Source organism: Halobaculum saliterrae (assembly GCF_009831625.1).
Classification (GTDB): Archaea; Halobacteriota; Halobacteria; order Halobacteriales; family Haloferacaceae; genus Halobaculum; species Halobaculum saliterrae.
The window spans coordinates 171,664-193,678 of sequence record NZ_WUUS01000001.1 but is presented as its reverse complement, the minus strand read 5'-3'; the positions used below and the strand labels follow the sequence as shown (position 1 = coordinate 193,678).

Sequence of the window (22,015 nt, the reverse complement as noted above, 5' to 3'; positions counted from 1 at the left end):
CGACGCGTGTGACGTGCGATCCGGTCAGGCGTCGACGCCGAGACGCAGCGCCTCCTCGCTCAGGTCGACGGTCACGTCGTTGCTGGTGTGGGTGTTGATCTGCTCGACGTTGCGCGTGAGCACCTCGAGGATGTCCTTCGGCTCGGGGTACACGAGCATGTTGCCGTCGTTGTCCTCCATCACGAGCTGGGTGTCCGACAGCTGGATCTGGTTCCCCTCGATGCTGGCGACGACCGCCGGCAGCGCCTGGGCGGCGCCGCTGTCGCCCTCGGTCACCTTCGTGATGTAGATGTTGTCCAGTCCGATGAGGTCCTTGTACTCGCGGACGGTCTCGGCGCACTCAACCATGTCGTTCGACACCTCGGTCTTCGACGGGTTGCCGTGCTCCCCGGCGAGGCAGTGCTTGCAGACGCGCAGTTCCATTCGCATACCCCGGCGTCGGCGGCCCGCCCGGATATATATTCGCCCCGCGGCACCGGCACCCGGGACACGTCGCCGTCCCCGGAACGGCCGTGGGTCGGTACGGAGTTTTATTAGGCGTCGGAGACACCCGCGGATCATGGTCTCGGCACTCCTCAATACTGTGTACAGCGTCGTGGTGCTCGTCGTGGCGCTCGTCGGGTTGGCGATCGTCCTGCGCATTGGCGGCACGGGCGGGGAAGGGTCGACGCGCATGGAGTTGACTGCGGTGGCGGTGGCGCTGTTCGTCATCGGACTCGTCGCCAGCACCCTGGGGTACATCTGATCCCGCCGTCGGCCGGGACGCGTCCGGGGGGGTAAGCGATGCTCCGAAACGCCCACGAGTGCGACCGGTGCGGGGAGACGATCCGGCCCGGCGACGAGTACGCCGCGATCGACGGGATCGCTCCCGAGGGCGCCGTTCGTGCCCTGTTGTGTGTGTCGTGTGCGGGGTCGCTGTCGCGGTTTCTCGACGGGGAGTGACGACGTTCGGTCGGTCGGAAGCCGTCCCGCCCGATGCGGGGCCGGCTGAGGCGGTCGGAGCCGAGACGACGGCGGCCGGTTCGCCCGACGGAAGCCTTTACCCGCGTCCGCCGAACTCCGGGACATGGACGTGGATCTGGATCTCGCGATCCCTCGCGGCGTGCTCGAATCGCTCCCCGACGACGACGGCGCCGCCGAGCAGGACATCCGCCGCGCCGTCGCGGGCTACAGACAGGCCCTGGAGGACGGCTTCGGCGACGCGGACGACGAGTCGGAGGCCGCCGCGGTCGCGGTCGACTTCCTCGAGTACGCCGAGGAGCGCGCGGAGATCTACGACGAGTTCGTCCCCGAACTGCGCGCGTGGGGGCAGTCGCCCATCTACGCGATCGCGTGGCGCGATCTCTACATCGAACTGGCCGCGCAGGTGTACGAGGTCGACTGGCTCGCCGAGCGCATCGACCGCGAACGGAACTATCGGCTCGTGGACGACGGGATCCGGTTCGGGAAGGACTGATCGGGGTTCGTCGGGCGTTCTCGTGGCGATCCGATCCCGCCAGCGACGGCGAGGGGCCGACCGCGAGACGGCGGCACGCTTCACTCCGACCGGTGGCTCGGACAGGCTCTCGTCGCAAACGGACCGACTCGTGAACAGCCGCGGCCAGTCGTTCGTCGTCGAACCGACCTAGTCGTCCGCGGCCGCCGCGTCGCCCGCGCGCTCCGCGCGCTCGGGGCCGCTGAGTAGGGGCGTCCCGTCGGCCTTCGGGCCGAGCGTCGGCCCGAACGGCGGACCCTCGTCGGGGTCGATCCGGCGACGGTCGCGGTAGTCCGTCGACCGTTCGACGGGGACCCGACCGACCGAGGTGATCAACTCGACGTAGTCGTCGAAGCTGCGGAACTCGCCGAACGAGCCGCCCGCGCGCTTGGTGATCTCCTCGGAGAGGATGGTGCCCATGAAGTCGTTCGCGCCACAGGAGAGCGTCTTCAACGCCTTCTCGTCGCCGTACTTCACCCACGAGGTCTGGACGTTCTCGACGTTGTCGAGGAACAGTCGCGAGACGGCGATGAGGAGCTCGTCCTCGGCGTCGCTCGCGCCGCCGTCGACGACGCCGTGCTCGTACAGCGGCGTGCGCTCGTGGACAAAGGAGAGCGGGACGAACTCCGTGATCCCGCCGGTGCGGTCCTGCAGGTCGCGCACCCGCTTCAGGTGCATCGCGCGATGCATCTCGTTGTCGACGTGACCGTACATGATCGTTGCCGTGGTGTCGAGCCCGGCGGCCATCGCGCCCTCCATCGCGTCGATCCAGCCTTCGGTGTCGATCTTGCCGGGGCAGATCACGTCGCGTACCTCGTCGACGAGGATCTCCGCGGCCGTCCCGGGCGCCGAGTCGAGGCCGGCCTCGGCGAGCGTCCGGTACACCTCCTCGTAGCTCCAGTCGGTGCCGCGGCGGGCGTGGTACGCCTCCTCGGGGGTCATCGAGTGGAGGTGGACGCCGTCGACGCTCATCGCGTCCATCTGTTCGACGTAGGTGCCCGGATCGGTGTCGTACGCCTCCGGCGGCTTGTAGTTGACCGCGCGCGCCGCGTCGTCGACGCCGCGCAGGACCTCGTGATGCTCGTCGTTCAGCGCGAACGCCGGGTGGAGTCCCGAGACGGACGTGACCTCGTAGACGCCGCGCTCGACGGCCGCCCGGACCGCCGCGCGCGACTCCGCCGGCGTCTTCGTGAAGCCGGCGTGCTGGCCGTCGTGGTCGGCCTCGAACTGGTGGGCGGTGTCCTTGAAGTTGCAGAACAGACAGCCCGTGTTGCAGGCGGTGGTGACGTTGTTGTTGAGGTTCGCGACGAACGTCACCTCGTCGCCGACGACCTCCGCCCGTCGGCAGTCGGCCGCCTCCAGCACCGCCTCCTTTCGCTCGCGGTCGATACCGGTGGCGTCGCTGCCGGTCGTCAGCAGTTCGACCGCGTCGTCGACCGTCAGGCGGGTCCCGTCGCGCGCCTTCGCCAGCGCGTTCTCGAACGACTGGTCGGTCTCGGGAACGTGCTCGAACCCGAGGTCGTCGGGGTCGAGGTCGGCCGCTGACGGTCGCGTCATCGTCGTACCGGTGTCGGCACGGCGTGAAAAACGGGCCGGTCGCGGCCACCCCGCCGATCGGTGTGTTGATTGTGGACCCGCCGGTATTGTGAGCTAATGACAACCACGGAAGATGCGTCGGCGAGGCCACCACGCCACGACGTGGGCTTCCTCGCGGACCTCGAACTGGAGGGGGAGGTGAGCCTCGGGGACGGCGACCGCGACGAGCACGCGACCGACTACACGACCGCCGACGCCGACGCGGTTCGCCCCGACGCGGTCGTGTACCCGGAGTCGACCGCGGACGTGTCGGCCGTCGTCGCCGGCGCGGACGAGCGCGGCGTCCCCGTGACGGCGTACGCCGCGGGAACCGGCTTGGAGGACGGCGCGGTCCCGGCACACGCGGGGATCAGTCTCGACATGACCCGGATGGACGAGGTCCACGAGATCCGGCCGGACGACCTCCAGGTCGACGTGGGCCCGGGAGCCATCGGTGCCGACGTGGACGAGGCGGTCGCGAGACACGGCCTGTTCTTCCCGCCGCTGCCCTCCTCGGGCGACATCTCCACGATCGGCGGGATGATCGCGACCGACGCGTCGGGGATGCAGACGGTCAAGTACGGCGAGGTGGCCGACTGGGTGCTCGAACTGGAGGTCGTCCTCGCGGACGGGTCGGTGACGACCGTGGGGTCGAAGGCCGCGAAGTCGTCCTCCGGGTACAACCTGAAGGAGCTGCTGATCGGCAGTGAGGGCACCCTCGGGATCGTCACGCGCGCCACGCTCGAGCTCGCGGGCAGGCCTGAACAGGTCAGGGGCGGTCGGGCCACCTTCCCGACGCTCGACGACGCGACCGCCGCCATCTCCGACGCCGTCACCGCCGGCGTCGACGTGGCGAAGATCGAGCTGTTCGACGCCGAGACGGCGATGCTCGCCAACGCCTACAGCGACGCCGCCCTCCCCGAGCGCCCGATGGTGTTCGTGGAGTTCCACGCGAACCACGGGATCGACGAGGAGATCGACTTCTGCCGCGCCGTCTTCGAGGCCCACGGCGTCGAGGAGTTCGAGATAGCCAGCGGCGAGCGCATGGAGGAGCTGTGGCAGGCGCGCAAGGACATCACCTACGCGGCGGAGGCGTACGACTCCGACCGCGAGATGGGACAGCCCGGCGACGTGACCGTCCCCATCGGCTCGTATCCGGAGATGATCCGGGCGGTGAAGGACGTCGCCGACGAGTACGACCTGTTCGTCCCGTGCTTCGGCCACGCCGGGGACGGCAACCTCCACTACTTCGTCCTGCAGAACCCGGACGACCCGGACGAGGTCGCGCGCGCGGAGGCCGCCTACGGCGAGTTGGTCGAGCGCGCGCTGGAGCTGGGCGGCACCGCCACCGGCGAACACGGCATCGGCGCGGGCAAACGGAAGTACCTGGAACGGGAGCACGGCCCCGCCGCGGTCGGGGCGATGCGGGCGGTCAAGGCGGCGCTCGACCCGAACGGGACGCTCAATCCCGGAAAGATCGTGCCCGAGGAGTAGCGGCCGCGCCGAATCCACAAACGTGGATACATACCTCTCTGCCTCCGCCGAGATACGCACGAGAGTGGAAGGATTCTTGCCCCCCGCGCCCGCCCCACCGACCATGACGAGCGTCAAGGAGTTCGTCGTCGAGCGCGAGCCGACCGCAGACGGCCTCGGCGCCGGCCGGTTCGCCTTCACCGACGACTACTCCGTCTTCGACTGGGGGAAGATGCCCGACCCGATCCCGGGGAAGGGGAGGTCCCTGTGCACCATGGGCGCGTACAACTTCGAACTGCTGGAGGACGCCGGCGTCCCCACCCACTACCGCGGCGTCGGCCCCGACGCCGAGCCGCTGTCGACCGTCGACGAGCCGCCCCGCGAACTCGCTATCGAACTGGCGACGGTGCCGGACCTGCCCTTCGTCGACGGCGCGTACGACTACGACACGTTCCACGAGGAGGCCCGCGAGGCGGCGGGCTACGTCGTCCCCCTCGAGGTCGTCTTCCGCAACGCCGTCCCGGTCGGTTCGAGCCTCCGCTCGCGCACCTCGCCGCGCGACGTGGGGCTCGACCGCGACGAGTGGCCCGCCGGCCCCGTCGATCTGCCGGAGCCGGTCGTGGAGTTCTCAACGAAGTACGAGGAGCAGGACCGCTACCTCGGCGCCGACGAGGCCGACGCGGTCGCCGGCGCGGCGCCGCTGACGGAGCTGGAGTCGGTCGCCCGCGAGGTGAACGACCTGGTCACCGAGCGCGCCGCGGAGGCGGGCTTCGTCCACGAGGACGGCAAGATCGAGTGCGTGTACGCCGACGGCGAGGTGCGCGTCGCCGACGTGGTCGGCACGTTCGACGAGAACCGCTTCGCGTACGACGGGCAGGAGGTGTCCAAGGAGGTCGTCCGACAGCACTACAAGCGGATCGCGCCCGAGTGGGTCGAGGCCGTGAGCGAGGCGAAGGCACGTGCCGACGACGAGGCCGTCGCCGACTGGCGGCCGCTGTGTGCCGTCGAACCTCAGGCGCTCGATCCTGACGTGATCGAGCGCGTCGCGGACATGTACGCCGCCGGCACGAACGCCTACACCGGCACCGACTGGTTCGACGCCCCGCCCGTCGCCGAGGCGGTCGACGCCGTCCGCGACCTCTGAGGCGCGGGGACGGCGTCCGGGACGATGGTTCCCGGGCGACGGCACCCGGAGCGACGGTGGTCAGGTGATGCCACCCGGAGCGATAGTGGCCGAGGTGACGGCTACTCCGCGGTGACGCCGCCCAGATCGTAGGCGTCCGGGTCGACGCCCTCGCGGAAGTGGGTGCGCCCGCGTCGGACGACGACGGCGTCGTCGAGGTGCGCCCGGAGCCCGGCGACGAGCGCCTCCGCCTCCAACGGCTGCCCGCGCTCCTTCAGGTCCTCGGGGCCGTCGTCCGGCTCGACCGGGAACGCCCGCTGGGCGATGATCGGCCCCTGATCGAGGTCCGTCGTCACGTAGTGGGCGGTGGCGCCGTGGACGCGCGCGCCGCCCTCGACGGCCTGCCGGTACGCCTCCGCGCCGGGGTACGCCGGCAGCAGCGAGGGATGGACGTTGATGATGCGCCCCTCGTAGCGGAAGACGACCTCCGGCGAGAGGATGCGCATGAACCGCGCGAGCACCAGACAGTCGACGTCGTACTCGTCGAGCACCCGCAGCAGCTCGCGCTCGTCGTGGGAGCCGCCGTCGTCGCCCACGTCGACGAAGGGCACGCCGTACTCGTCGGCGAGCGACCGGAGGGTGCCGTGGTTGCCGATCATCACCGGCACCTCCGCGTCGAGGGTTCCGTCCTCGCACGCCTCCAGCACGGCGCGGGGGGCGTGGTCCTCCTTCGTCACGAGCAGCGCGGCCTTGCGCGCCGCCTCGGCGTCCGCGAGGCGAACCCGAATGTCGACGCCGAGTTCGGTTCCGAGGTCCTGCAGGTCCTCCTCCAGCGTCGCCGGCTTGCACACCATCCCGTCGGTGTCGGCGTGCAGGCGCATCCGGAACACGCCGTCGCGAACGTCCTGATCGAGGTCCTCGATGTTGCACCCGCGCTCGAACAGCAGCGAGGTGACGCGGGCGACCAGTCCCGTCGCGTCGTCCCCGACGACGACGATCTCGGTGTCCCAGCGTCTCGGATTCGGGCGGTCGGCCGCGGTCATGTCGATCGTTTCCTCTCCCGCGAGTAAACAGGTGTCGCTCCGCGCGACGACTGCCGTACACGAACGTGGATATCGAATCCGTCCCGAAACGGATTTTGCGCATGAACTCGCAGAGTCGCACGATGACCGGCTACACCGCCACGGTGACGGTCCGCCTGAAGCACGGCGTGCTCGACCCGGAGGCTGAGACGACACAGCGGGCGCTCGAACGGCTCGGCTTCGAGCTGGAGGACCTGCGCTCGGCCGACCGCTTCGAGATCGACCTGGAGGCCGCCGACGCCGACGAGGCCGACGAGCGCGCCGGCGAGATGGCCGACCGGCTGCTCGCGAACCCGACCATCCACGACTACGAGGTGGCGGTTGAGGAGCGCGAATGACGGTCTCGACTCATCCGACTGCGACCGTCAGTGGCCGCTCCCGGCGAGGTGAGACGGCGTGACGGTCGCAGTCGTCCAGTTCGGCGGCTCGAACTGCGACCGCGACGCCGTCCGCGCGCTCACGCACCTCGGAGTCGACGCCGAGCGCGTCTGGCACGCGGACGGCCTCCCGGACGACACCGACGGCATCGTCGTTCCCGGCGGCTTCTCCTACGGCGACTACCTCCGCGCCGGCGCGATGGCCGCACGGCAACCGATCATGGCCGAGGTCCGCGCGGCGGCCGAGTCGGGAACGCCCGTGCTCGGCGTCTGCAACGGCGCCCAGATCGGCTGTGAGGCCGGGCTCACCGACGGCGCGTTCACGACGAACCGTTCGGCGCGGTTCCAGTGTGAGCACGTCCACCTGCGCGTCGAGCGCGCGGACACCCCCTGGACCGCGGCCTACGACGAGGGCGACGTGATCGAGGTGCCGATCGCCCACGGGGAGGGCCGCTTCGAGATCCGGGAGGACCGTCTCGAGACGCTGGAGGCCGACGACCGCGTCCTGTTCCGCTACTGCGACGCCGACGGCGCCGTCACCGACGAGGCGAACCCGAACGGGTCGACCGCCAACGTCGCGGGCGTGCTCGGCGCCCGCGAGACGGTCGCGGTGATGATGCCGCACCCCGAGCGCGCGACCCTCCCCGACGTGGGCGGCACGGACGGGCAGGGCGTCCTCCGCGCGTTCGCGGAGTAGCCGACTGCGGGAGGACGTTCGTACTTCCGGCCGAACCGCTCGAACGCGTCGATCCGTCTCACCACCGCTCGCTCACCCGGGGACCCCGCGTCAGTAACCGCTTACCAACACTGTCGGCTGTATTACAATGCGAATACGGGCCGGGTGTTCCCCGTGAACGACGGCCGACGACGTGGTCGACCTCGTCGACCCGTGCCGACCTGACGAGCCGCCGATCGACGTCGTGTTCGAGGACGCCAACGGAGAGGCGACACTCCTGTCTCTCCCGCCGGGCAGGTATCCACTCGAGGGATCGGTCGCGGGCGTCGACCCGCGTCTCCGCTTATCGCACCCGCTCGGTCGCCGTCGACTCCGCGCCCGCACGGTTCCGTTCGAGCGGACCGACGACCGCCCCGCACCCCGGACACACCGGGTACCCGAGGCTGTCGTACTCGATCCCGAACGACGGCGCCGACGTTCCACAGTCGTCGCAAGTGAAGATCGCTCGGTCGACTATCTCCATGAACGTGTCATATGGTGTCAAGGTACATAATTGTATGCCGCGCGTCTGACAACGGTGGAACGGACGCATGAACCCTAACGATCGGGTCTTCCGAACCCGTGGGTGTTCGGTCGATCACGAGCGTGAACCGAGAGTTCGAACCGACCGGGTGGCCGACCTGATGGCGACGGTGCCCCCGGCTCGCCGAAGTCGGTCCCTCGACCCGACGGTGTCTGCCGACCGACCGGAGGGTGCCCGCTCCGGACTCAGCGCGCCAGCGGCTGGTTGAACGCGGTCTCCTCCTCCAGCACCAGCTCCCAGGTGCGCTCGCACTCGCAGGACACCTGCTCGAACACCGACGGGTCCTGCCGGAGGTCGAAGTCCTTGATCGCCGTCTGGACGCGATCGTCGCACTCGCCGCAGTTGTGGGGGCCGCGGTCGGAGCCGGCGCCGACCGGGTCCGAGACGACGATCGCGTCGGCGTCCGCGGTCCGTTCGAGCACGGCGGCGACCGACCACAGCCACGGCGGGCGGTAGCCGCCGCGGAAGTGCAGTTCGTCGACCATCGTGTACCGCTGGACGTTGCAGGGGTTCATCGAGACGGTGTGGCAGTTGTCGACCGCGGCGCACCGTTCGACCGAGGAGACCATGTCCGCGAGCGCCTCCGACTCCGCGAGGAACGGCGGCTTCATCAGGAGGTACGCCTTCACGCCCGCGCCCGCCTCCGCGGCCTCCGCGCAGGCGTCCTCGAAGTCCGAGAAGGCGAAGTACTTGTTCACGCAGTCGTGGCGCACGCGGTCGGTGGCGGTCTCGAGCCCGACCGCCACGTCGGTTTCGAGCCCGCGGTCGGTGAACTCCGAGAGCTTCTCCGCGGAGACGAAGTCGGGGAGCGACTCGACGACCACGCGCTCGCGGTCGGCGAACGTCTCGGCGACGGCCCGGCGGCTCTCGGCGGGCACCTCGCGCTCGTCGAGGAACGAGCCGGAGGTGTAGATCTTGATGAGCTCCGCGGGCTCGTCCGCGTTCTCCGCCTCGTGCTCCAGACAGACGTCGATCTGGTCCATGAGCGCCTCGTGGGAGACGCTGCCCCCCTCGACGGACTCGGCGACGTAGCCGCACATCGTGCAGCCGCCGGCGCGGGCCCAGCGACACCCGCCGGTGTTGAGGATGATCGTGAGGCTGGTCTTGACGCCGTCGGGGGTGTTGTCCTCGTCGAGCCACACGCGGGTGGGCTCGTGGGCGTCGTACGTCTCGTCGCGCTCGGACCGGATGTCGCGCATGACCGCGTTGTGGGCGTCCATCCCGCGGTCGCGCTCGTAGACCTCGGGGCTCGGCTGACTCATTGTCGAGACTGGGCGACAGCCGCGGAAAACCGCTTCGCTCACGCGTCGTCGGCTCCGTCACCCGTGCGGCGGCGCGGGCGGTCGCCCCCGCGCCGTCGCCACAGCAGCACCCCCACGGCTGCGCCGACGGCGTTGGCGACCCCGTCGAGCGCCGAAGGATCCCGGCCGGGAACGGCCCCCTGCGCGATCTCGACGCCCGCGCCGATCGCCGTCGCGACGGCGACGACGCCGAGGAGGACGGCGGCCGACGGCCCGTCCGCGCCGCGTCGAACCCGAGCCGGAAGCGCCCGACCCAGCGTGTACGCGACGGCGGCGTAGCCGACCGCGTGGACCAGCTTGTCCGTCCCCGGCGTCGGCGACACCGGATCGGCCGAGGCGGCCGGGCCGGGCGCCGCCGGCATCGGCACGAGCGACGAGGTAACGACGATAGCCGTCACCGCGGCAAATATCGCGAGGCGTCGATCGCGGGTGTCCATCGAGCGGATCCGGGGACTGCACGACAAAAACGTCACCAATCCGACGCGGGCGGGAGTCGCGTGGCGAAACCGAAATACGTTACATCCGCGTGACAACGGCTAACAGAATCCAGTCCCATATAACTAGTGTAGATTAACCATGACAGATATGGGCGGATTCAGGGACCACGTCGCACACGTGGACCTCTCGGCGGGCGACGTATCGTACGCGGGCATCGACGACGAGGACGCGGAGAAGTACATCGGCGCGCGCGGCCTCGGCGTGAAGTACGTCTTCGAGGCGGGACCGGACGTGGACCCGCTGGGACCGGACAACCGACTGTGCTTCATGAACGGTCCGCTCACCGGGACACAGACCGTGATGAGCGGACGGATCGCGGTGACGACGAAGTCGCCGCTGACGGGGACCGTCACCGACAGCCACCACGGCGGCTGGTCGGGCGCGCGCCTGAAGTGGGCGGGCTTCGACGGCCTCGTCTTCGACGGCGCCAGCGACGACCCGGTGTACGCCGTCGTCGAGGACGGCGAGGTCGAGCTGCGTGACGCCTCCCACCTCATGGGCGAGGGCGTCCACGACACCATCGACACGGTCGGCGAGGAGGTCGACGGCTCGGTCGGCCGCAACGTCTCCGTGATGGCGATCGGTCCCGGCGGCGAGAACGAGGTCAAGTACGCCTGCATCGTCAACGAGGACGACCGCGCCTCGGGCCGCGGCGGCACCGGCGCCGTGATGGGCTCGAAGAACCTCAAGGCGGTCGTCGTCAAGTCGGGCACGAAGATGCCCAAGCCGGAGAAGCCCGACGTGTTCCAGGAGGGGTACCAGCAGGCGATGCAGGTCATCCAGGAGTCCGACGTGACCGCGCCCAACGAGGGCGGCCTCTCGCTGTACGGGACGAACGTCCTGATGAACGCGGGCGAGGAGATGGACGGCCTCCCGACGAAGAACGGGAAGTACACGTCCACGGCCGCGATGCGCGACGCCGAGGGCGCCGACATCGACGCCGAGCGCGTCTCCGGCGAGAACGTCCGCGAGAACATCCTCGTGGACGAGCCGACGTGCCACTCCTGCCCGGTCGCCTGCAAGAAGGAGGTCGAGGTGTCGGTGGACCACAAGGGCGAGGAGCTGAACGTCCGCACCGAGTCCTACGAGTACGAGTCGGCGTACGCGCTGGGTCCCAACTCCGCGCACACCGAGCGCGACGAGATCGCCGTCATGATCGAGCGCTGTAACGACATGGGCGTCGACACCATCGAGATGGGCAACATGATGGCCATGGCGATGGAGATGTCCGAGGAGGGCAAGCTCGACGGCCTCGACGAGCAGCTCGACTGGGGCGACACCGAGCGCATGATCGACCTCATCGACGAGACGGCGCACCGCGAGGGGGAGCTCCCCGACGCGCTCGCGGAGGGCGCGAACGGCCTCGCCGAGCGCTTCGACGCCCACGACAACTCCCTCGCGGTCAAGGGCCAGACGATCCCGGCGTACGACCCGCGCTGCATGAAGGGCATGGGCATCGCGTACGCGACCTCCAACCGCGGCGCGTGCCACCTGCGCGCGTACACGCCGGCCGCCGAGATCCTCGGCATCCCGCAGAAGGTCGACCCCTACGAGCACGAGGGCAAGGGCGAGCTGACGGTCACCTTCCAGGACCTGCACGCCATCTCGGACTCGTTCGACATCTGCAAGTTCAACGCCTTCGCCGAGGGGATCGAGGAGTACGTCACGCAGTACAACGGCATGACGGGCCGCGACGTGACCGAGGACGACCTCCTCGAGGCGGGCGAGCGGATCTACACGCTCGAGCGCTACTACAACAACCTCAACGGCTTCGACGGCACGGACGACTCGCTGCCGGCGCGGTTCCTCGAGGGCGGCATCGCCGGGCAGGGCGCCTCCGAGGGCGAGTACTGCGAGCTGCCGGAGATGAAGGAGGAGTACTACGAGGTCCGCGGCTGGGTCGACGGCGTCGTCCCCGACGAGAAGCTCGACGAGCTCGGCATCGACATCGGGCCGGGCACGGGCGTCTCCTCGGGCGATTCGGGCGTCGCGCCCGCTGACGACTGAGGCGAGGTCGAAGCGAGCGGAGCGAGCGAGACCTCGGCTGTCCGGCGGCGAGGTGTGCGCGGCCGAACGGAGTGAGGCCGCGTGGCCCGAGCCGCCCACGAACGACCTCCGTTCACGGGGTCCTCCTCGCTCGCGCGGCCTCGCCGCGCTCGCTCGTCGAACCCCGCCAAAACCCGTCGATGCTGCAGGAACGCTTCGCGTTCCTGCTGCTGATCGGACGCCGAAGGCGTCTGATGATGCCAAAAGGCCGCTCGCTCGCCAGCCTGACGGCTGGCTCGCTCGCGGTACAACTGCTGGTGCTCAGTGGTTGTGACATCACCGTCCCATCGCTCGCCTCCCATTCGCGCCTACCGCCCCGATTTATCACCTCCCCGTGAGGATCGCGGTTCGTGTCCAGCGAGTCCCCGCCCACCCTCCGACAGTCGCTGAGTTCCCGAGCCGGGATCGCGGTCGTCGTTCTGTTCGTCCTCGTCACCCTCTACGCCGTTCTCATCGTGTCGCAGATCCTTGCGGTCGTCTACTTCGCATCCGTCGCGTTCCTCCTGTGGCTGCTGTACCGCTTCGTCCGCGCCCACGAGCGTATCGCGGTCGCGCAGGAGCGCCGCGCCGCGGTCGCCGGCGGCGACCGCGCGGGCGACGAGGACCGGTCGACCGCCGGCGTCGACGCGACCGACGACCCGGCGCCGACGGACGCCGACGGCGTGGACCGCCCCGCCTCAGGCGTCGCCGAACCGGGCGATCAGCCAGACAGTGAGAACGACCGCGAGTAGCGAGACGCCGGCGACGCCGAGGAACGCCGCCCGACGCCCGGCCGTCTCGATGAGGTAGCCGAACGCCGGCGGCGCGACGGCGTTGCCGAGCATCACCCCGATCGTGGTGATCGCGAAGCTCGTCCCCGTCGCCCCCGACGGCGAGAGCGCGTCGGTCAGCTTCGAGCGTGCCGGCCCGGCGATCGAGCGCGCGCCGCCGACGAGGAGGACGAGCCCGACGGCAGCGAGCGGGCCGACCGTCCCGAGCGCGAACACGCCCACGAGGACGCCGACGATGGCGAAGCTGGCGATCATCACCGGCCCGGCGCTGATCCGGTCCGAGAGGTCGCCCCCGACGAAGACGGCGAGCGCGCCGACGAGATACGACCCCGTGAGCGCGAGGTTCGCCCGCGACAGCGACAGCCCGTAGCCGTCCTGCAGGAACACGACGACGTAGCTGGTGAACCCCCAGCTCGAGGTGGAGCTGACCAGCGCGAGCAGCGCCAGCGCGAGCACGCCCGGGGCGGCCGCCAGCTCCCGGAGGTACGCCCGGGCTCGCGCGATCCACGAGCCGCGCGATCGGGAGCCGGTCGGACCGGCGTCGTCCGCGTCGCCGTCGTCGGGCACGTTCGGCGCGGTGACCGCGTCGTCGACACGGGCGGCGAACAGCCACGTGACTCCGAGGGCGTACGCGAGCCCGACGGCGCCGATGAGCCCGACACCGAGGCGCCAGGAGTAGCCCGCCGAGACGACGCCCGCGATGAGCACGGGCGGGGTGGCGAAGCCGACCGACCCGCCGAAGCCGTAGAGGCTGTACGCCCGGCCCATCAGGTCCTCGGGCGTCGAATCGGAGATGAGCGGGTAGTGGGCCGGGTGGTGGCCCGCGACGCCGATCCCGATGACCGCCTGCGCGACGAGCAGCCACTCGTAGGTGGGCGCGGCGGCGGCCGCCAGTACCCCCACCGCCCCGAGCACGGACGAGAGCCCGAGCGCGATCGTCCGGTCGTAGCGGTCCGCGAGGCGGCCGAACGGGAGCTGAAACGCCGTGTTGGTCGCGCCCTGTACCCCGAGGGCGACGCCCAGCGCCGCCAGTCCGACGGTGAACTCCCCCGAGAGGACCGCGAGGATCGGCGGGAACAACACGAGATACGCGTGGTTGAGGTACTGCGAGGCGGAGACGGCGCCGACGACCACCCACGTCTCGCGTGGCGCCCGTCGTGCGGCCGCCAGCAGCGACTCGGTCATCGGCGGGCGTTCCGTCGGGAGGGAGGTGTACGCGGGCCCTCCGGCAATCGCCGCCGTCTCCGGGCCGAGCCGGTCGTCGGTTCCGGGGTCACAGGCTCACAGGAGGAAGCGCGCGACGTGGAGGCCGACCATTCCGGCGGCGACCGTCCACAGCACGTCCTCCGTCTTCCAGGCGGCGGCGACCGCCGCGGCGCCCCCGAGCAGTTCCGGCGTGATCGCCGCCTCGACGGTCGCGCTCGCGGGCGCGAAGTCCGGCGCGACGAGCGCCGCCAACACCGCGGCGGGGACGTACACGAGCGCACGCTCCAGCCACGGGGGCACCTCGTCGACGCGGCCGAACAGGTGGATGAACGACAGCCGGATCGCGAACGTCGCCAGTCCGCCGGCGACGATCACCGCCCAGATCGACAGCGGCCCGTAACTCGTCGCCATCAGTGTCCCTCCGCGGGATCGGAATCGGTCCCGTCTCCGCCTCCACCGCTCCCGTCGCCGTTCCCGAGGCCCGATTCATCGAGCGCGATCCCCGTGGCGACGCCGACGACGGCGCCGACGATCAGCCCGGCGTTGAACGGGAGTCCGGCGCCCAGCACCGCGACCGCGCCGGCGACGACGGCGGCCCCGAGGCTCGGCGCGTCCGAGACCGCGGGGACGAGCAGCGCGAGGAACACGAGCGGGACCGCGAAGCCGAGGCGCCAGCTATCGGGAACGGCGGCGCCGAAGACGACGCCGACGACCGTGCCCGCCTGCCAGACGATCCACAGCGTGAGCGCGACGCCGAGGTAGTAGTACGGGCGCCGGGTCGACGTCCCGCGGTCGCGGTCGCCCACGTAGCGGGCCAGCGCCAGCGCGTACGCCTGGTCGGTGAGCACGTACGCGCAGCCGGCGCGAACGCGCGCCGACAGGTCGCGGAAGTACGGCGCGATCGACGCGGAGTACATCAACATTCGGAGGTTCACGACGACGACGGTGAGCACGACGACGCCGAGGGCGGCGTCGCGCCCGAGCAGATCGATCGCGGCGAGCTGGGAGGCGCCGGCGAAGACGACGACCGAGAGGCCGACCGTCTGCAGCGGGGTGAGCCCCGCCTCGACGCCGGCGACGCCGGCGACGAGCGCGAACGGCACGATCCCGAGCAACAGCGGGAGCGTGTCGCGGATCCCGTCGCGGAGGTCGGGGGGAACGCGGCTGTCCATGTGTGTGCGGCGGCGCGCGCACTCAAGGGGGCACCGGTCTCGGCAGGGGGACGAGGATGGAACGCGATCGGAGAGGAGGCCCACGGAACGCGGCGACCGCCGGTCCGCGGACGGTCACCGCCTGATGACGACGGCCTCGCGAAGCTCCAGCGCCGACTCGAACTCCCGCCGTCGTCCCCGTTTCGTCCCGAGCCGCAGGAGGTGCTGCTCGTGGGCCCGTCGGAGCGCGTCGGCCTCCCGGCGGTTCACGCCGAGTTCGTCGCCCACCTCGCTCCAGTGACCGTCGGGAACGAGGTAGGTCGAGGCGCCGTCGTCCCCGCCGTCGCCGTTGTCCTCGTCGTCATCGTCGTCCCCGTCGTCGTCGACGCACTCGTAGGCCCGCTCGTACTCCTCGCGTCGCGTTCGGAGGTGCTCGTCGGCGGTCCGGAGGAGTTCGGGGAGCCGTCCGGCGCCGACGCTGGCGGTCGCCGCCGCGATCATGAGTGCGTTGGGATCGATCGGGTGTCCCATCGCCCGTGTGTCCGGGTCGTAGGACGGGTCGGCCGGGTCGTCGGTCCCCGCTCCGTGTTCGCCGTTTTCGGGATCGCTGTCGTCGGTCCGTTCTCCGTCCTCGCCCCCGCCGTCGCGACCGGGCATCACCCGCCGGCGCGCATCGCCTTCTGGCCGAAGCGGTCGATCAGGTCGTCGAGCACCCCGGGGTCGCCCTCGAAGGTGACCGTCACCTCGGTGAGCGTGATGGCGCCCGCGGCGGCGACCTTCTCGGCGGCGACGGACGCGCGCCACCCGTCGCCGGCGATCTCGGTCGCCTCCTCGTCGGGGCCGTCGGGGTCCCCGCCGAGGTTCCGGAGGTAGCGGACCGCGAGGCGCCGGGAGATGCCGCGGTACGCCTCTGTCCGGGTTTCGGTCCCGTCGGACTCCCCGTCCGCAGGGGCGCGGTCGACGTCGCCGCCGGCGACCGGCGGGAACACGGCGATGGTGTCGCCGTCCGAGACCGCGGTCTCGACGCCGTCCATGTGGAGGACCTCGCGGCCGTTGAGCAGGACGTTGATCTGGGGCTTGAGGTCCCCGTCCTCGAGCAGGCCGCCCGCGAGTCCGTCGTACTCGTCCTCCAGCGCCGCGAGCACGTCCCCGACGGTGCTCGCGTCCGGGAACGATCGGTCGACGATCTTCGAGCCGACCGCCTCCCGAAAGGTGGCGAAGAACTTCAGCGTGAGCTCCATACGGACACGTGGGGGGAGGCGGGCAAAAAGCTACGCGGGGAGCGCGCGGTCGACCGAAGGGAGACCGCGAGGCGAGCGGGGAGGAACGACCCGCGAGCACGTGCACGGCCGACCGGGGGGACCCCACGAGGCGAACGGGCTGAATCCCCAGCGAGCGGGCACCCGGTCGACGCGAAACCGTCATCGGTATCCCTCCGGTGACCGGACAACGCGACATGGCCGACCCCATCGATCAGGACCTCTACGAGCGGACGAAGGCGCTGTTGGAGCCGGGCGACATCGAACTCCTCGGTATGGTCGTGCACACGTCGCTGGGCGGGCAAGAGGACCTGGAGATGCAGGAACTCACCGTCGACCTCAACGAGGTCATCGCCGAGCACGCCGGCAAGGGCGAGTCGTACATCCACGCCGGAAACGAGGACGCGGACTTCTCATCGAACCAGTTCCAGGGGCTCACTCTCGAGGACGAGGAGTTCGTCTGGGAGTGTCAGCAGCTGCTCCGCGAGGGGACGTTCGACCTCGTGTTCTACTACGAGGCCGGCGTCGACCAGGAGGCGCTCGGCGAGGACGTGCGCGCGCTCGACGGCGTCGACGACGTGACGCTCGTTCCCTGAGCGTTCGCGCCGCCGAGCGGTGACGGTACGAGTTCCCTACCGGGAGGTGTTCACCTCTGGGGGGTGCGAATCGGACACCTGGACTGACGCCCGGTCGGCGGACACGACCGGACGGCCGGTCACGTCGATGCGCGAGTCCCGGATGACCCCGTTCGAGACGTAGTCGAACAGAAACCCGTCGCGGGACGCTCCCGACTGGACGACAGTGGCCCGATCGAACGTACAGTCCTCTCGGTTCAGCATCTCGATCGCCGCCCCGTTCGCGGCGGTCCCCCGAACCGCGATGTCCTCGAACACGAGTTCCCCGTCGGCCAAGGCGTCGTCGGGCGACTTCGCTCTGATCGCGCTGACCCCGTCGGCGTCGACCTCGATCCGGGTGTTCCGGACCGTTCCGGCGGTCAGCTGGCTGCTCATCACGAGTCCGCCCTCGCTCGCGGGAACCCTCTCGAGCTCGACGGTGCAGTCCTCGATCAGGACGCCGTCGCCGTGTGTGGCTCGGATGCCGCGCATGTTCTCGTACCCCGACGACGCGGTGTCGTTCCTGACGTGAACGCCGCGGACGACGCTGTCGTTGCCGACGCGGACGTTCGAGATGTCGCAGTTCGCGTAGTAGCCGCCGACGACTTCGACGCGTCCGTGATCGGGATCGGCGTACAGTCCGTTGTCGGGAAAGCCGACGATCCGACAGTCCTCGAAGCGAAGCTCGCCGCGGTGACGGTCGCCGACGAGAAAGGCGGTCGACTGTGTCTCGTACGCGGCGCCGTCCGGGAGCCGGAGCCGTTCGACGAGGCCGGTTCCGTCCGCGTCGGTGACGTCGGCTCGAAGCATCGCTCTGCCGGCGTCCTGCCTGCCGACCACCGCGAGGTCGCGGATGACGAGGCCGTCGTCGACGAGCGCGGAGACGGGGCGCGACCCGGTGTCCGGCGCACCGAAGTCGAACGTGATCCCCTCGAACAACAGGTTCGACGCCCGGCCGGGCCGACCGAGATCGAAGAGCGTGGAGTCGAACCCGTCGGGCGGAACGATGACGGCGCCGTCGCCGACGATACCGACGTTGTCGAACGACAGGAGGCGAACGGTGTCGTCCATGCGGTACCGGCCGGCGGGGAGGTACACCATCGTGTCGTCGGCAAGGTGTCGTTCGAGGTGCGGCACGAGCGATCGGTCTGCGTCGGCGCCGGCCTCGGCGAGGTCGACGACCGAGTCGAATCGATCCGTGTCGGTCGCCCGTCCGGGGGTCGACGTGGAGGGGGTGTCGAAGGGGGTCGCGGCGGTTTCGGAGGGCCGTGGCTGGTCGGAGTCCGCTCCGGATCCTCCGCATCCACCGATGACCGCAGCGATCCCCGTCGCCGCGGTCGTTCGCAGGAACTGTCGTCGATCCATTATACCGTGGACGGTACGCTCTCGAGGGACATTAGTAGCGACTGCCAAATGCGACGCGGCACGGGGCGATCGGGACCAGCCGCCCCATCGTCCTCGTCTCGTGTACCCGTTCGTCGCGCACCCTGTGACGCTCGTCGCGTGGCCGGATCCGTGACGCCCGCGAACGCGGTGCTTATGCTCGCGGCGTCCCGAGCGCGGGTATGGACCAAGTCGGGACGGACGTCGACCTCTCGACGCTCGAACGTGCCGTCGTCAACGCCTTCCAGGGCGGCTTCCCGGTGACCGAACGCCCGTGGGAGCCGGCCGCGGCGGCGCTCTCCGAGCGCGGCGTCGACGTCGACGCCGCCGAACTGCTCGCGACCGTCCGCGACCTGGACGAGCGAGGCGTGCTCTCACGGTTCGGCGCGCTCGTGAACGCCGAGGAGATCGGCGGCACCGCGACGCTCGTGGCGATGCACGCACCCGAGGAGCGCTACGACGAGGTGGCCGAGACGGTCAACGGCTTCCGCGAGGTAGCGCACAACTACGAGCGCGAGCACCCACACCTCAACATGTGGTTCGTCGTTTCGGTCGCGAGCGAGGACGAGGTCGAGCGCGTGCTCGCGGACGTCGAGGACGCCACCGGACAGGAGACGTATAACCTCCCGAAACGGGAGGAGTTCCACGTCGGCGCGAAGTTCCTGCTCGACGGCCCCGTGAGCGACGGGGACCTCGACCTGTCACAGCTCGGCCCCGAGGTCGAGCCCTCCGAGGAGCGCGGGATCACCGCCCGCGAGCGCGACCTCGTCGTCGAGATCCAGGGCGGCCTGCCGATCACAGAGACGCCCTACGGGGACGTGGCCGAGGCGATCGACCAGCCCGTCGAGTGGGTGATCGGGACGATCAAGCGCTTCAACGAGGAGGGGAAGGTGCGCCGCGTCGGCGTCATCCCCAACCACTACGCGCTCGGCTACAGCGAGAACGGGATGACCGTCTGGGACGTGCCCGACGAGTTGCTCTCGGAGGTCGGTCCGGCGGTCGCGTCGCTCGGGTTTGTCACCCACTGCTATCACCGCCCGCGCCACGAGGGCGTGTGGCCGTACAACTTCTTCGCGATGACCCACGGCCGCGACGAGGCGGAGTCCGAGCACCGGATCGAGCAGGTGCGCGAGACGATGGCGGAGTTCTGGGACGTCGACGACGACGAGTGGGACTCGCTGTTCTCGACGCGGATCCTGAAGAAGACGGGCATCCGGCTGGACGAGCGCGCCGACGCACAGGTGCGAAGCGAGGACGGCGAGCCCACGGACGCGTGACCGTGGGGGGAACGCGGCTCACCGGACCACGGTCGCGGTCCACGTCGGTGGTGCGACGAGTTCCGTCGCCGGCTCGCCCCGAACGGGTTCGCCCGCGGTCCACGGTTCGCGATCCGGGGATCGATCTTTATGTAGTCCGGGCGAAATCGCCCGACGATGCGGAGCGTGACCCGTGATCCCGCTGCTGCACGACTTCGAGGGGGAGGCCGTGCTCGTCGTCGGCGGCGGACCGGTCGGCGCGCGCAAGGCCCGCTCGTTCGCCCGCGAGGCGCGAACGGTCGTCGTGAGCCCGGCGTTCGCCGACCGCGACTTCGGCGACGCGGAGCTGGTGCGGGCGGCGCCGGCGCCCGGGGAGGTGGCCGACTGGGTCGACCGCCTCGATCCGGCGCTCGTCGTCGCGGCGACGGACGACGACGCGGTGAACGGGGCGGCCGAGCGCGCCGCCCGCGAGGCCGGGGCGCTCGTGAACCGGGCGGACCGCTCGGGGGGGCGCGACGCCGGCAGCGTCGTCGTCCCGGCGACGGTCCGCGACGGGTCCGTCGTCGCGGCAGTGGCGACCGGGGGCGCCGCGCCCGCGCTCTCGAAGGAACTGCGCCGCCGGATCGAGTCGGAGATCGAGGGGGCGGGGCCGATGGCGGACCTGGTGGCGGAGATCAGGGCCGACCTGAAGGCGGCCGACGTCCCGCCGACCGACCGACGGGAGGCGGTTCGCGCGGTGGTCGGGTCGTCGGAGGTTTGGAAGGCTTTACAAGAGGGACTCTCCAACGGCCGGCAGGAAGCGGACCGAGTCATGGAGGAGATACATGATTGACACCGGCGTCATCGCGGGGGTGAGCGTCAGCCACGCGAACGCGTCCGTCGAGGAGATCGAGTCCGCTCAGACGGTGGACTCGGAGACGCTCGTGTCGGATCTGATCTCGCGCGAGGGGATCGAGGAGGCGTTCGCCATCCAGACGTGCAACCGGGCGGAGGCGTACGTCGCCGCCGACGACGCCGCGGTCGCACGGACGGCGGTGGAGGCGCTCTCTCCCGACGTCCGCGAGGGCGCCATCGTCCAGTTCGACCACGAGGAAAGCCTGCGGCACCTCATGCGGGTCGCGGCGGGGCTGGAGTCGCTCGTGCTCGGCGAGGACCAGATCCTCGGGCAGCTTCAGGACGCCGCCGAGGCGGCCCGCGAGGTCGGCGGACTGTCGGGCGGCGTGCTCGACGACGCCCTCTCGAAGGCCCATCAGGTCGGCAAGCGCGCCCGCGCGGAGACCGCGATCAACGAGGGATCGCTGTCGCTCGGGTCGGCGGCCGTCGAGCTCGCGACCCGGGAGATCGACCTCGCGGACGCCTCGGCGTTGGTCGTCGGCGCCGGCGAGATGGGACTGCTCGCGGCGCGGGCGCTCGACGCGTCCCCGGTCTCGCGGATCGTCGTCGCCAACCGGACGCAGCGGACGGCCGAGCACGTCGCGGCGGACCTCGACACCGAGTCGGCGGCGCTCCGGCTCGACGACCTGTCGGCGGCGACCGAACGCGCGGACGTCGTCATCGCGGCGACCGGCGCCGCGGACCCGATCGTCAGGGATGAGACGGTCGCCGACGCCGGCGAGACGCTGTGTATCGACCTCGGTCAGCCCCACGATGTCGTCCCGGACGCCGGGGGTGCGGACGTCGCCGTCCGCGACATCGACGACCTCGAGACCGTCACCGACGAGGCGCGCGAGCGGCGCTCCGCCGCCGCGAGGGCCGTGGAGGACATGATCGACGCGGAGTTCGATCGGCTCCTCGAGGAGTTCAAGCGAAAGCGCGCCGACGACGCGGTCTCCGCGATGTACGAGTCCGCCGAGCGGACGAAACAGCGCGAGCTGCGCGAGGCGATGGCGAAACTGGAGGCGAACGGCGAGCTCACCGACGAGCAGCGCGAGGTCGTCGCCGGTCTCGCGGACGCCCTCGTCGGGCAGCTCCTCGCGGCGCCGACGAAGAGCCTGCGCGAGGCGGCCGCCGAGGACGACTGGGCGACGATCCACACGGCGATGCAGCTGTTCGACCCCGAGTTCGACGGGCCGCCGCCGACGCCGGGGAGCGCTCGGTCGCCCGACGGCGGCGCCGACGCCCCCGACGGCGTGCTCGAACGGCTTTCCGAGGAGTGACCCGCTGTCTGC

At 70.6% G+C, this 22,015-nt stretch carries 24 protein-coding genes and 1 pseudogene; 13 read left to right on the top strand and 12 right to left on the bottom strand.

The genetic code is table 11. The features are described from left to right. Nucleotides 1-24: 24 nt before the first annotated feature. On the bottom strand, nt 25-429 hold the full coding sequence (locus GRX01_RS01005; RefSeq protein ID WP_159662545.1) for a hypothetical protein: 405 nt from the start codon (nt 427-429) through the stop codon (nt 25-27). A gap of 130 nt (nt 430-559) precedes the next feature. Here GRX01_RS01005 and GRX01_RS01000 point away from each other — a divergent pair, with 130 nt between their 5' ends. From GRX01_RS01000 to GRX01_RS00990, 3 genes are all read left to right on the top strand, one after another. Next, nucleotides 560-745: a hypothetical protein gene (locus GRX01_RS01000; protein ID WP_159662543.1), complete on the top strand. Its 186-nt coding sequence runs from the start codon at nt 560-562 to the stop codon at nt 743-745. Between the two features lie 38 nt (nt 746-783). Continuing rightward, complete coding sequence (locus GRX01_RS00995) at nt 784-942, top strand: hypothetical protein (protein ID WP_159662541.1); 159 nt, start codon at nt 784-786, stop codon at nt 940-942. A 124-nt stretch (nt 943-1,066) separates the two neighbouring features. Continuing rightward, on the top strand, nt 1,067-1,456 hold the full coding sequence (locus GRX01_RS00990) for a hypothetical protein (protein WP_159662539.1): 390 nt from the start codon (nt 1,067-1,069) through the stop codon (nt 1,454-1,456). A gap of 168 nt (nt 1,457-1,624) precedes the next feature. On the opposite strand, the gene cofH is transcribed toward GRX01_RS00990, so the two are convergent. Beyond that, complete coding sequence (cofH, locus tag GRX01_RS00985) at nt 1,625-3,031, bottom strand: 7,8-didemethyl-8-hydroxy-5-deazariboflavin synthase subunit CofH (RefSeq protein WP_159662537.1); 1,407 nt, start codon at nt 3,029-3,031, stop codon at nt 1,625-1,627. 96 nt (nt 3,032-3,127) lie between these two features. Between cofH and GRX01_RS00980 the strand changes: the two genes are divergently transcribed. Both GRX01_RS00980 and GRX01_RS00975 read left to right on the top strand, forming a co-directional pair. Continuing rightward, nucleotides 3,128-4,543, top strand: coding sequence for an FAD-binding oxidoreductase (locus GRX01_RS00980; protein WP_159662535.1), 1,416 nt, complete (start codon nt 3,128-3,130; stop codon nt 4,541-4,543). A gap of 103 nt (nt 4,544-4,646) precedes the next feature. After that, a complete protein-coding gene (locus GRX01_RS00975; RefSeq protein WP_159662533.1) occupies nt 4,647-5,666 on the top strand; it encodes a phosphoribosylaminoimidazolesuccinocarboxamide synthase in 1,020 nt (339 codons plus the stop codon). Between the two features lie 101 nt (nt 5,667-5,767). Here GRX01_RS00975 and GRX01_RS00970 read toward each other — a convergent pair whose 3' ends face one another. Further along, a complete protein-coding gene (locus GRX01_RS00970) occupies nt 5,768-6,688 on the bottom strand; it encodes a formyltetrahydrofolate deformylase (protein WP_159662531.1) in 921 nt (306 codons plus the stop codon). 122 nt (nt 6,689-6,810) lie between these two features. On the opposite strand from GRX01_RS00970, the gene purS reads away from it, so the two are divergent. After that, on the top strand, nt 6,811-7,065 hold the full coding sequence (purS, locus tag GRX01_RS00965; protein ID WP_159662529.1) for a phosphoribosylformylglycinamidine synthase subunit PurS: 255 nt from the start codon (nt 6,811-6,813) through the stop codon (nt 7,063-7,065). 58 nt (nt 7,066-7,123) lie between these two features. Beyond that, nucleotides 7,124-7,801: a phosphoribosylformylglycinamidine synthase I gene (purQ, locus tag GRX01_RS00960; protein WP_321167847.1), complete on the top strand. Its 678-nt coding sequence runs from the start codon at nt 7,124-7,126 to the stop codon at nt 7,799-7,801. Nucleotides 7,802-8,123: 322 nt separating this feature from the next. On the opposite strand, the gene GRX01_RS00955 is transcribed toward purQ, so the two are convergent. From GRX01_RS00955 to GRX01_RS00945, 3 genes are all read right to left on the bottom strand, one after another. After that, nucleotides 8,124-8,303: a hypothetical protein gene (locus tag GRX01_RS00955; RefSeq protein WP_159662527.1), complete on the bottom strand. Its 180-nt coding sequence runs from the start codon at nt 8,301-8,303 to the stop codon at nt 8,124-8,126. A gap of 245 nt (nt 8,304-8,548) precedes the next feature. Further along, entirely contained in the window at nt 8,549-9,625 is a 1,077-nt protein-coding gene (locus GRX01_RS00950) for an archaeosine biosynthesis radical SAM protein RaSEA (protein WP_159662525.1), read from the bottom strand. 38 nt (nt 9,626-9,663) lie between these two features. Next, the gene (locus GRX01_RS00945; RefSeq protein ID WP_159662523.1) at nt 9,664-10,101 is read right to left on the bottom strand and encodes a VanZ family protein; all 438 of its coding nucleotides are present in this window, start codon (nt 10,099-10,101) and stop codon (nt 9,664-9,666) included. A 139-nt stretch (nt 10,102-10,240) separates the two neighbouring features. Here GRX01_RS00945 and GRX01_RS00940 point away from each other — a divergent pair, with 139 nt between their 5' ends. Further along, complete coding sequence (locus tag GRX01_RS00940; RefSeq protein WP_159662521.1) at nt 10,241-12,169, top strand: aldehyde ferredoxin oxidoreductase family protein; 1,929 nt, start codon at nt 10,241-10,243, stop codon at nt 12,167-12,169. 389 nt (nt 12,170-12,558) lie between these two features. After that, nucleotides 12,559-12,939: a hypothetical protein gene (locus GRX01_RS00935; protein WP_159662519.1), complete on the top strand. Its 381-nt coding sequence runs from the start codon at nt 12,559-12,561 to the stop codon at nt 12,937-12,939. On the opposite strand, the gene GRX01_RS00930 is transcribed toward GRX01_RS00935, so the two are convergent. The 5 genes and pseudogenes from GRX01_RS00930 to GRX01_RS00905 form a co-directional block, all read right to left on the bottom strand. After that, on the bottom strand, nt 12,886-14,163 hold the full coding sequence (locus GRX01_RS00930; protein WP_159662517.1) for an MFS transporter: 1,278 nt from the start codon (nt 14,161-14,163) through the stop codon (nt 12,886-12,888). The two genes, GRX01_RS00935 and GRX01_RS00930, sit on opposite strands and share 54 nt — an antisense overlap. 96 nt (nt 14,164-14,259) lie before the next feature. Then, nucleotides 14,260-14,595, bottom strand: coding sequence for an AzlD domain-containing protein (locus tag GRX01_RS00925; protein ID WP_159662515.1), 336 nt, complete (start codon nt 14,593-14,595; stop codon nt 14,260-14,262). After that, nucleotides 14,595-15,356: an AzlC family ABC transporter permease gene (locus tag GRX01_RS00920; RefSeq protein WP_159662513.1), complete on the bottom strand. Its 762-nt coding sequence runs from the start codon at nt 15,354-15,356 to the stop codon at nt 14,595-14,597. The genes GRX01_RS00925 and GRX01_RS00920 overlap by 1 nt, the downstream gene beginning before the upstream one ends. A 114-nt stretch (nt 15,357-15,470) precedes the next feature. After that, entirely contained in the window at nt 15,471-15,992 is a 522-nt protein-coding gene (locus GRX01_RS00915; protein WP_201289461.1) for a hypothetical protein, read from the bottom strand. 308 nt (nt 15,993-16,300) lie between these two features. Continuing rightward, a pseudogene (locus GRX01_RS00905) lies at nt 16,301-16,576 on the bottom strand (ubiquitin-like small modifier protein 1); the annotation flags it as partial. A gap of 215 nt (nt 16,577-16,791) precedes the next feature. Here GRX01_RS00905 and GRX01_RS00900 point away from each other — a divergent pair. Continuing rightward, complete coding sequence (locus tag GRX01_RS00900; RefSeq protein WP_159662511.1) at nt 16,792-17,190, top strand: DUF5778 family protein; 399 nt, start codon at nt 16,792-16,794, stop codon at nt 17,188-17,190. 36 nt (nt 17,191-17,226) lie between these two features. Here GRX01_RS00900 and GRX01_RS00895 read toward each other — a convergent pair whose 3' ends face one another. Continuing rightward, complete coding sequence (locus GRX01_RS00895; protein ID WP_159662509.1) at nt 17,227-18,573, bottom strand: twin-arginine translocation signal domain-containing protein; 1,347 nt, start codon at nt 18,571-18,573, stop codon at nt 17,227-17,229. Between the two features lie 200 nt (nt 18,574-18,773). Here GRX01_RS00895 and ahbB point away from each other — a divergent pair, with 200 nt between their 5' ends. The 3 genes from ahbB (at nt 18,774) to hemA (ending at nt 22,003) form a co-directional block, all read left to right on the top strand. Then, nucleotides 18,774-19,868, top strand: coding sequence for a siroheme decarboxylase subunit beta (gene ahbB / locus GRX01_RS00890; protein ID WP_159662507.1), 1,095 nt, complete (start codon nt 18,774-18,776; stop codon nt 19,866-19,868). A gap of 172 nt (nt 19,869-20,040) precedes the next feature. After that, nucleotides 20,041-20,679 (top strand): precorrin-2 dehydrogenase/sirohydrochlorin ferrochelatase family protein, encoded by a 639-nt coding sequence (locus GRX01_RS00885; protein ID WP_321167846.1) that lies wholly within the window; start codon nt 20,041-20,043, stop codon nt 20,677-20,679. Then, nucleotides 20,672-22,003 (top strand): glutamyl-tRNA reductase, encoded by a 1,332-nt coding sequence (hemA, locus tag GRX01_RS00880; RefSeq protein WP_159662505.1) that lies wholly within the window; start codon nt 20,672-20,674, stop codon nt 22,001-22,003. Before GRX01_RS00885 ends, hemA begins: the two co-directional genes overlap by 8 nt. Nucleotides 22,004-22,015 lie beyond the last annotated feature (12 nt).

Coding starts and splice junctions, on each gene's coding strand:
- GRX01_RS00970 (WP_159662531.1), bottom strand. CDS start 6,688: ATGACCGCGGCCGACCGCCCGAATCCGAGACGCTGGGACACCGAGATC.
- GRX01_RS00955 (WP_159662527.1), bottom strand. CDS start 8,303: ATGGAGATAGTCGACCGAGCGATCTTCACTTGCGACGACTGTGGAACG.
- GRX01_RS00990 (WP_159662539.1), top strand. CDS start 1,067: ATGGACGTGGATCTGGATCTCGCGATCCCTCGCGGCGTGCTCGAATCG.
- GRX01_RS00940 (WP_159662521.1), top strand. CDS start 10,241: ATGACAGATATGGGCGGATTCAGGGACCACGTCGCACACGTGGACCTC.
- GRX01_RS00920 (WP_159662513.1), bottom strand. CDS start 15,356: ATGGACAGCCGCGTTCCCCCCGACCTCCGCGACGGGATCCGCGACACG.
- GRX01_RS00975 (WP_159662533.1), top strand. CDS start 4,647: ATGACGAGCGTCAAGGAGTTCGTCGTCGAGCGCGAGCCGACCGCAGAC.
- GRX01_RS00925 (WP_159662515.1), bottom strand. CDS start 14,595: ATGGCGACGAGTTACGGGCCGCTGTCGATCTGGGCGGTGATCGTCGCC.
- ahbB (WP_159662507.1), top strand. CDS start 18,774: ATGGACCAAGTCGGGACGGACGTCGACCTCTCGACGCTCGAACGTGCC.
- GRX01_RS00930 (WP_159662517.1), bottom strand. CDS start 14,163: ATGACCGAGTCGCTGCTGGCGGCCGCACGACGGGCGCCACGCGAGACG.
- purS (WP_159662529.1), top strand. CDS start 6,811: ATGACCGGCTACACCGCCACGGTGACGGTCCGCCTGAAGCACGGCGTG.
- GRX01_RS00945 (WP_159662523.1), bottom strand. CDS start 10,101: ATGGACACCCGCGATCGACGCCTCGCGATATTTGCCGCGGTGACGGCT.
- GRX01_RS00895 (WP_159662509.1), bottom strand. CDS start 18,573: ATGGATCGACGACAGTTCCTGCGAACGACCGCGGCGACGGGGATCGCT.
- GRX01_RS00995 (WP_159662541.1), top strand. CDS start 784: ATGCTCCGAAACGCCCACGAGTGCGACCGGTGCGGGGAGACGATCCGG.
- GRX01_RS00915 (WP_201289461.1), bottom strand. CDS start 15,992: ATGCCCGGTCGCGACGGCGGGGGCGAGGACGGAGAACGGACCGACGAC.
- GRX01_RS00980 (WP_159662535.1), top strand. CDS start 3,128: ATGACAACCACGGAAGATGCGTCGGCGAGGCCACCACGCCACGACGTG.
- GRX01_RS00900 (WP_159662511.1), top strand. CDS start 16,792: ATGGCCGACCCCATCGATCAGGACCTCTACGAGCGGACGAAGGCGCTG.
- GRX01_RS00950 (WP_159662525.1), bottom strand. CDS start 9,625: ATGAGTCAGCCGAGCCCCGAGGTCTACGAGCGCGACCGCGGGATGGAC.
- hemA (WP_159662505.1), top strand. CDS start 20,672: ATGATTGACACCGGCGTCATCGCGGGGGTGAGCGTCAGCCACGCGAAC.
- GRX01_RS01000 (WP_159662543.1), top strand. CDS start 560: ATGGTCTCGGCACTCCTCAATACTGTGTACAGCGTCGTGGTGCTCGTC.
- GRX01_RS01005 (WP_159662545.1), bottom strand. CDS start 429: ATGCGAATGGAACTGCGCGTCTGCAAGCACTGCCTCGCCGGGGAGCAC.
- cofH (WP_159662537.1), bottom strand. CDS start 3,031: ATGACGCGACCGTCAGCGGCCGACCTCGACCCCGACGACCTCGGGTTC.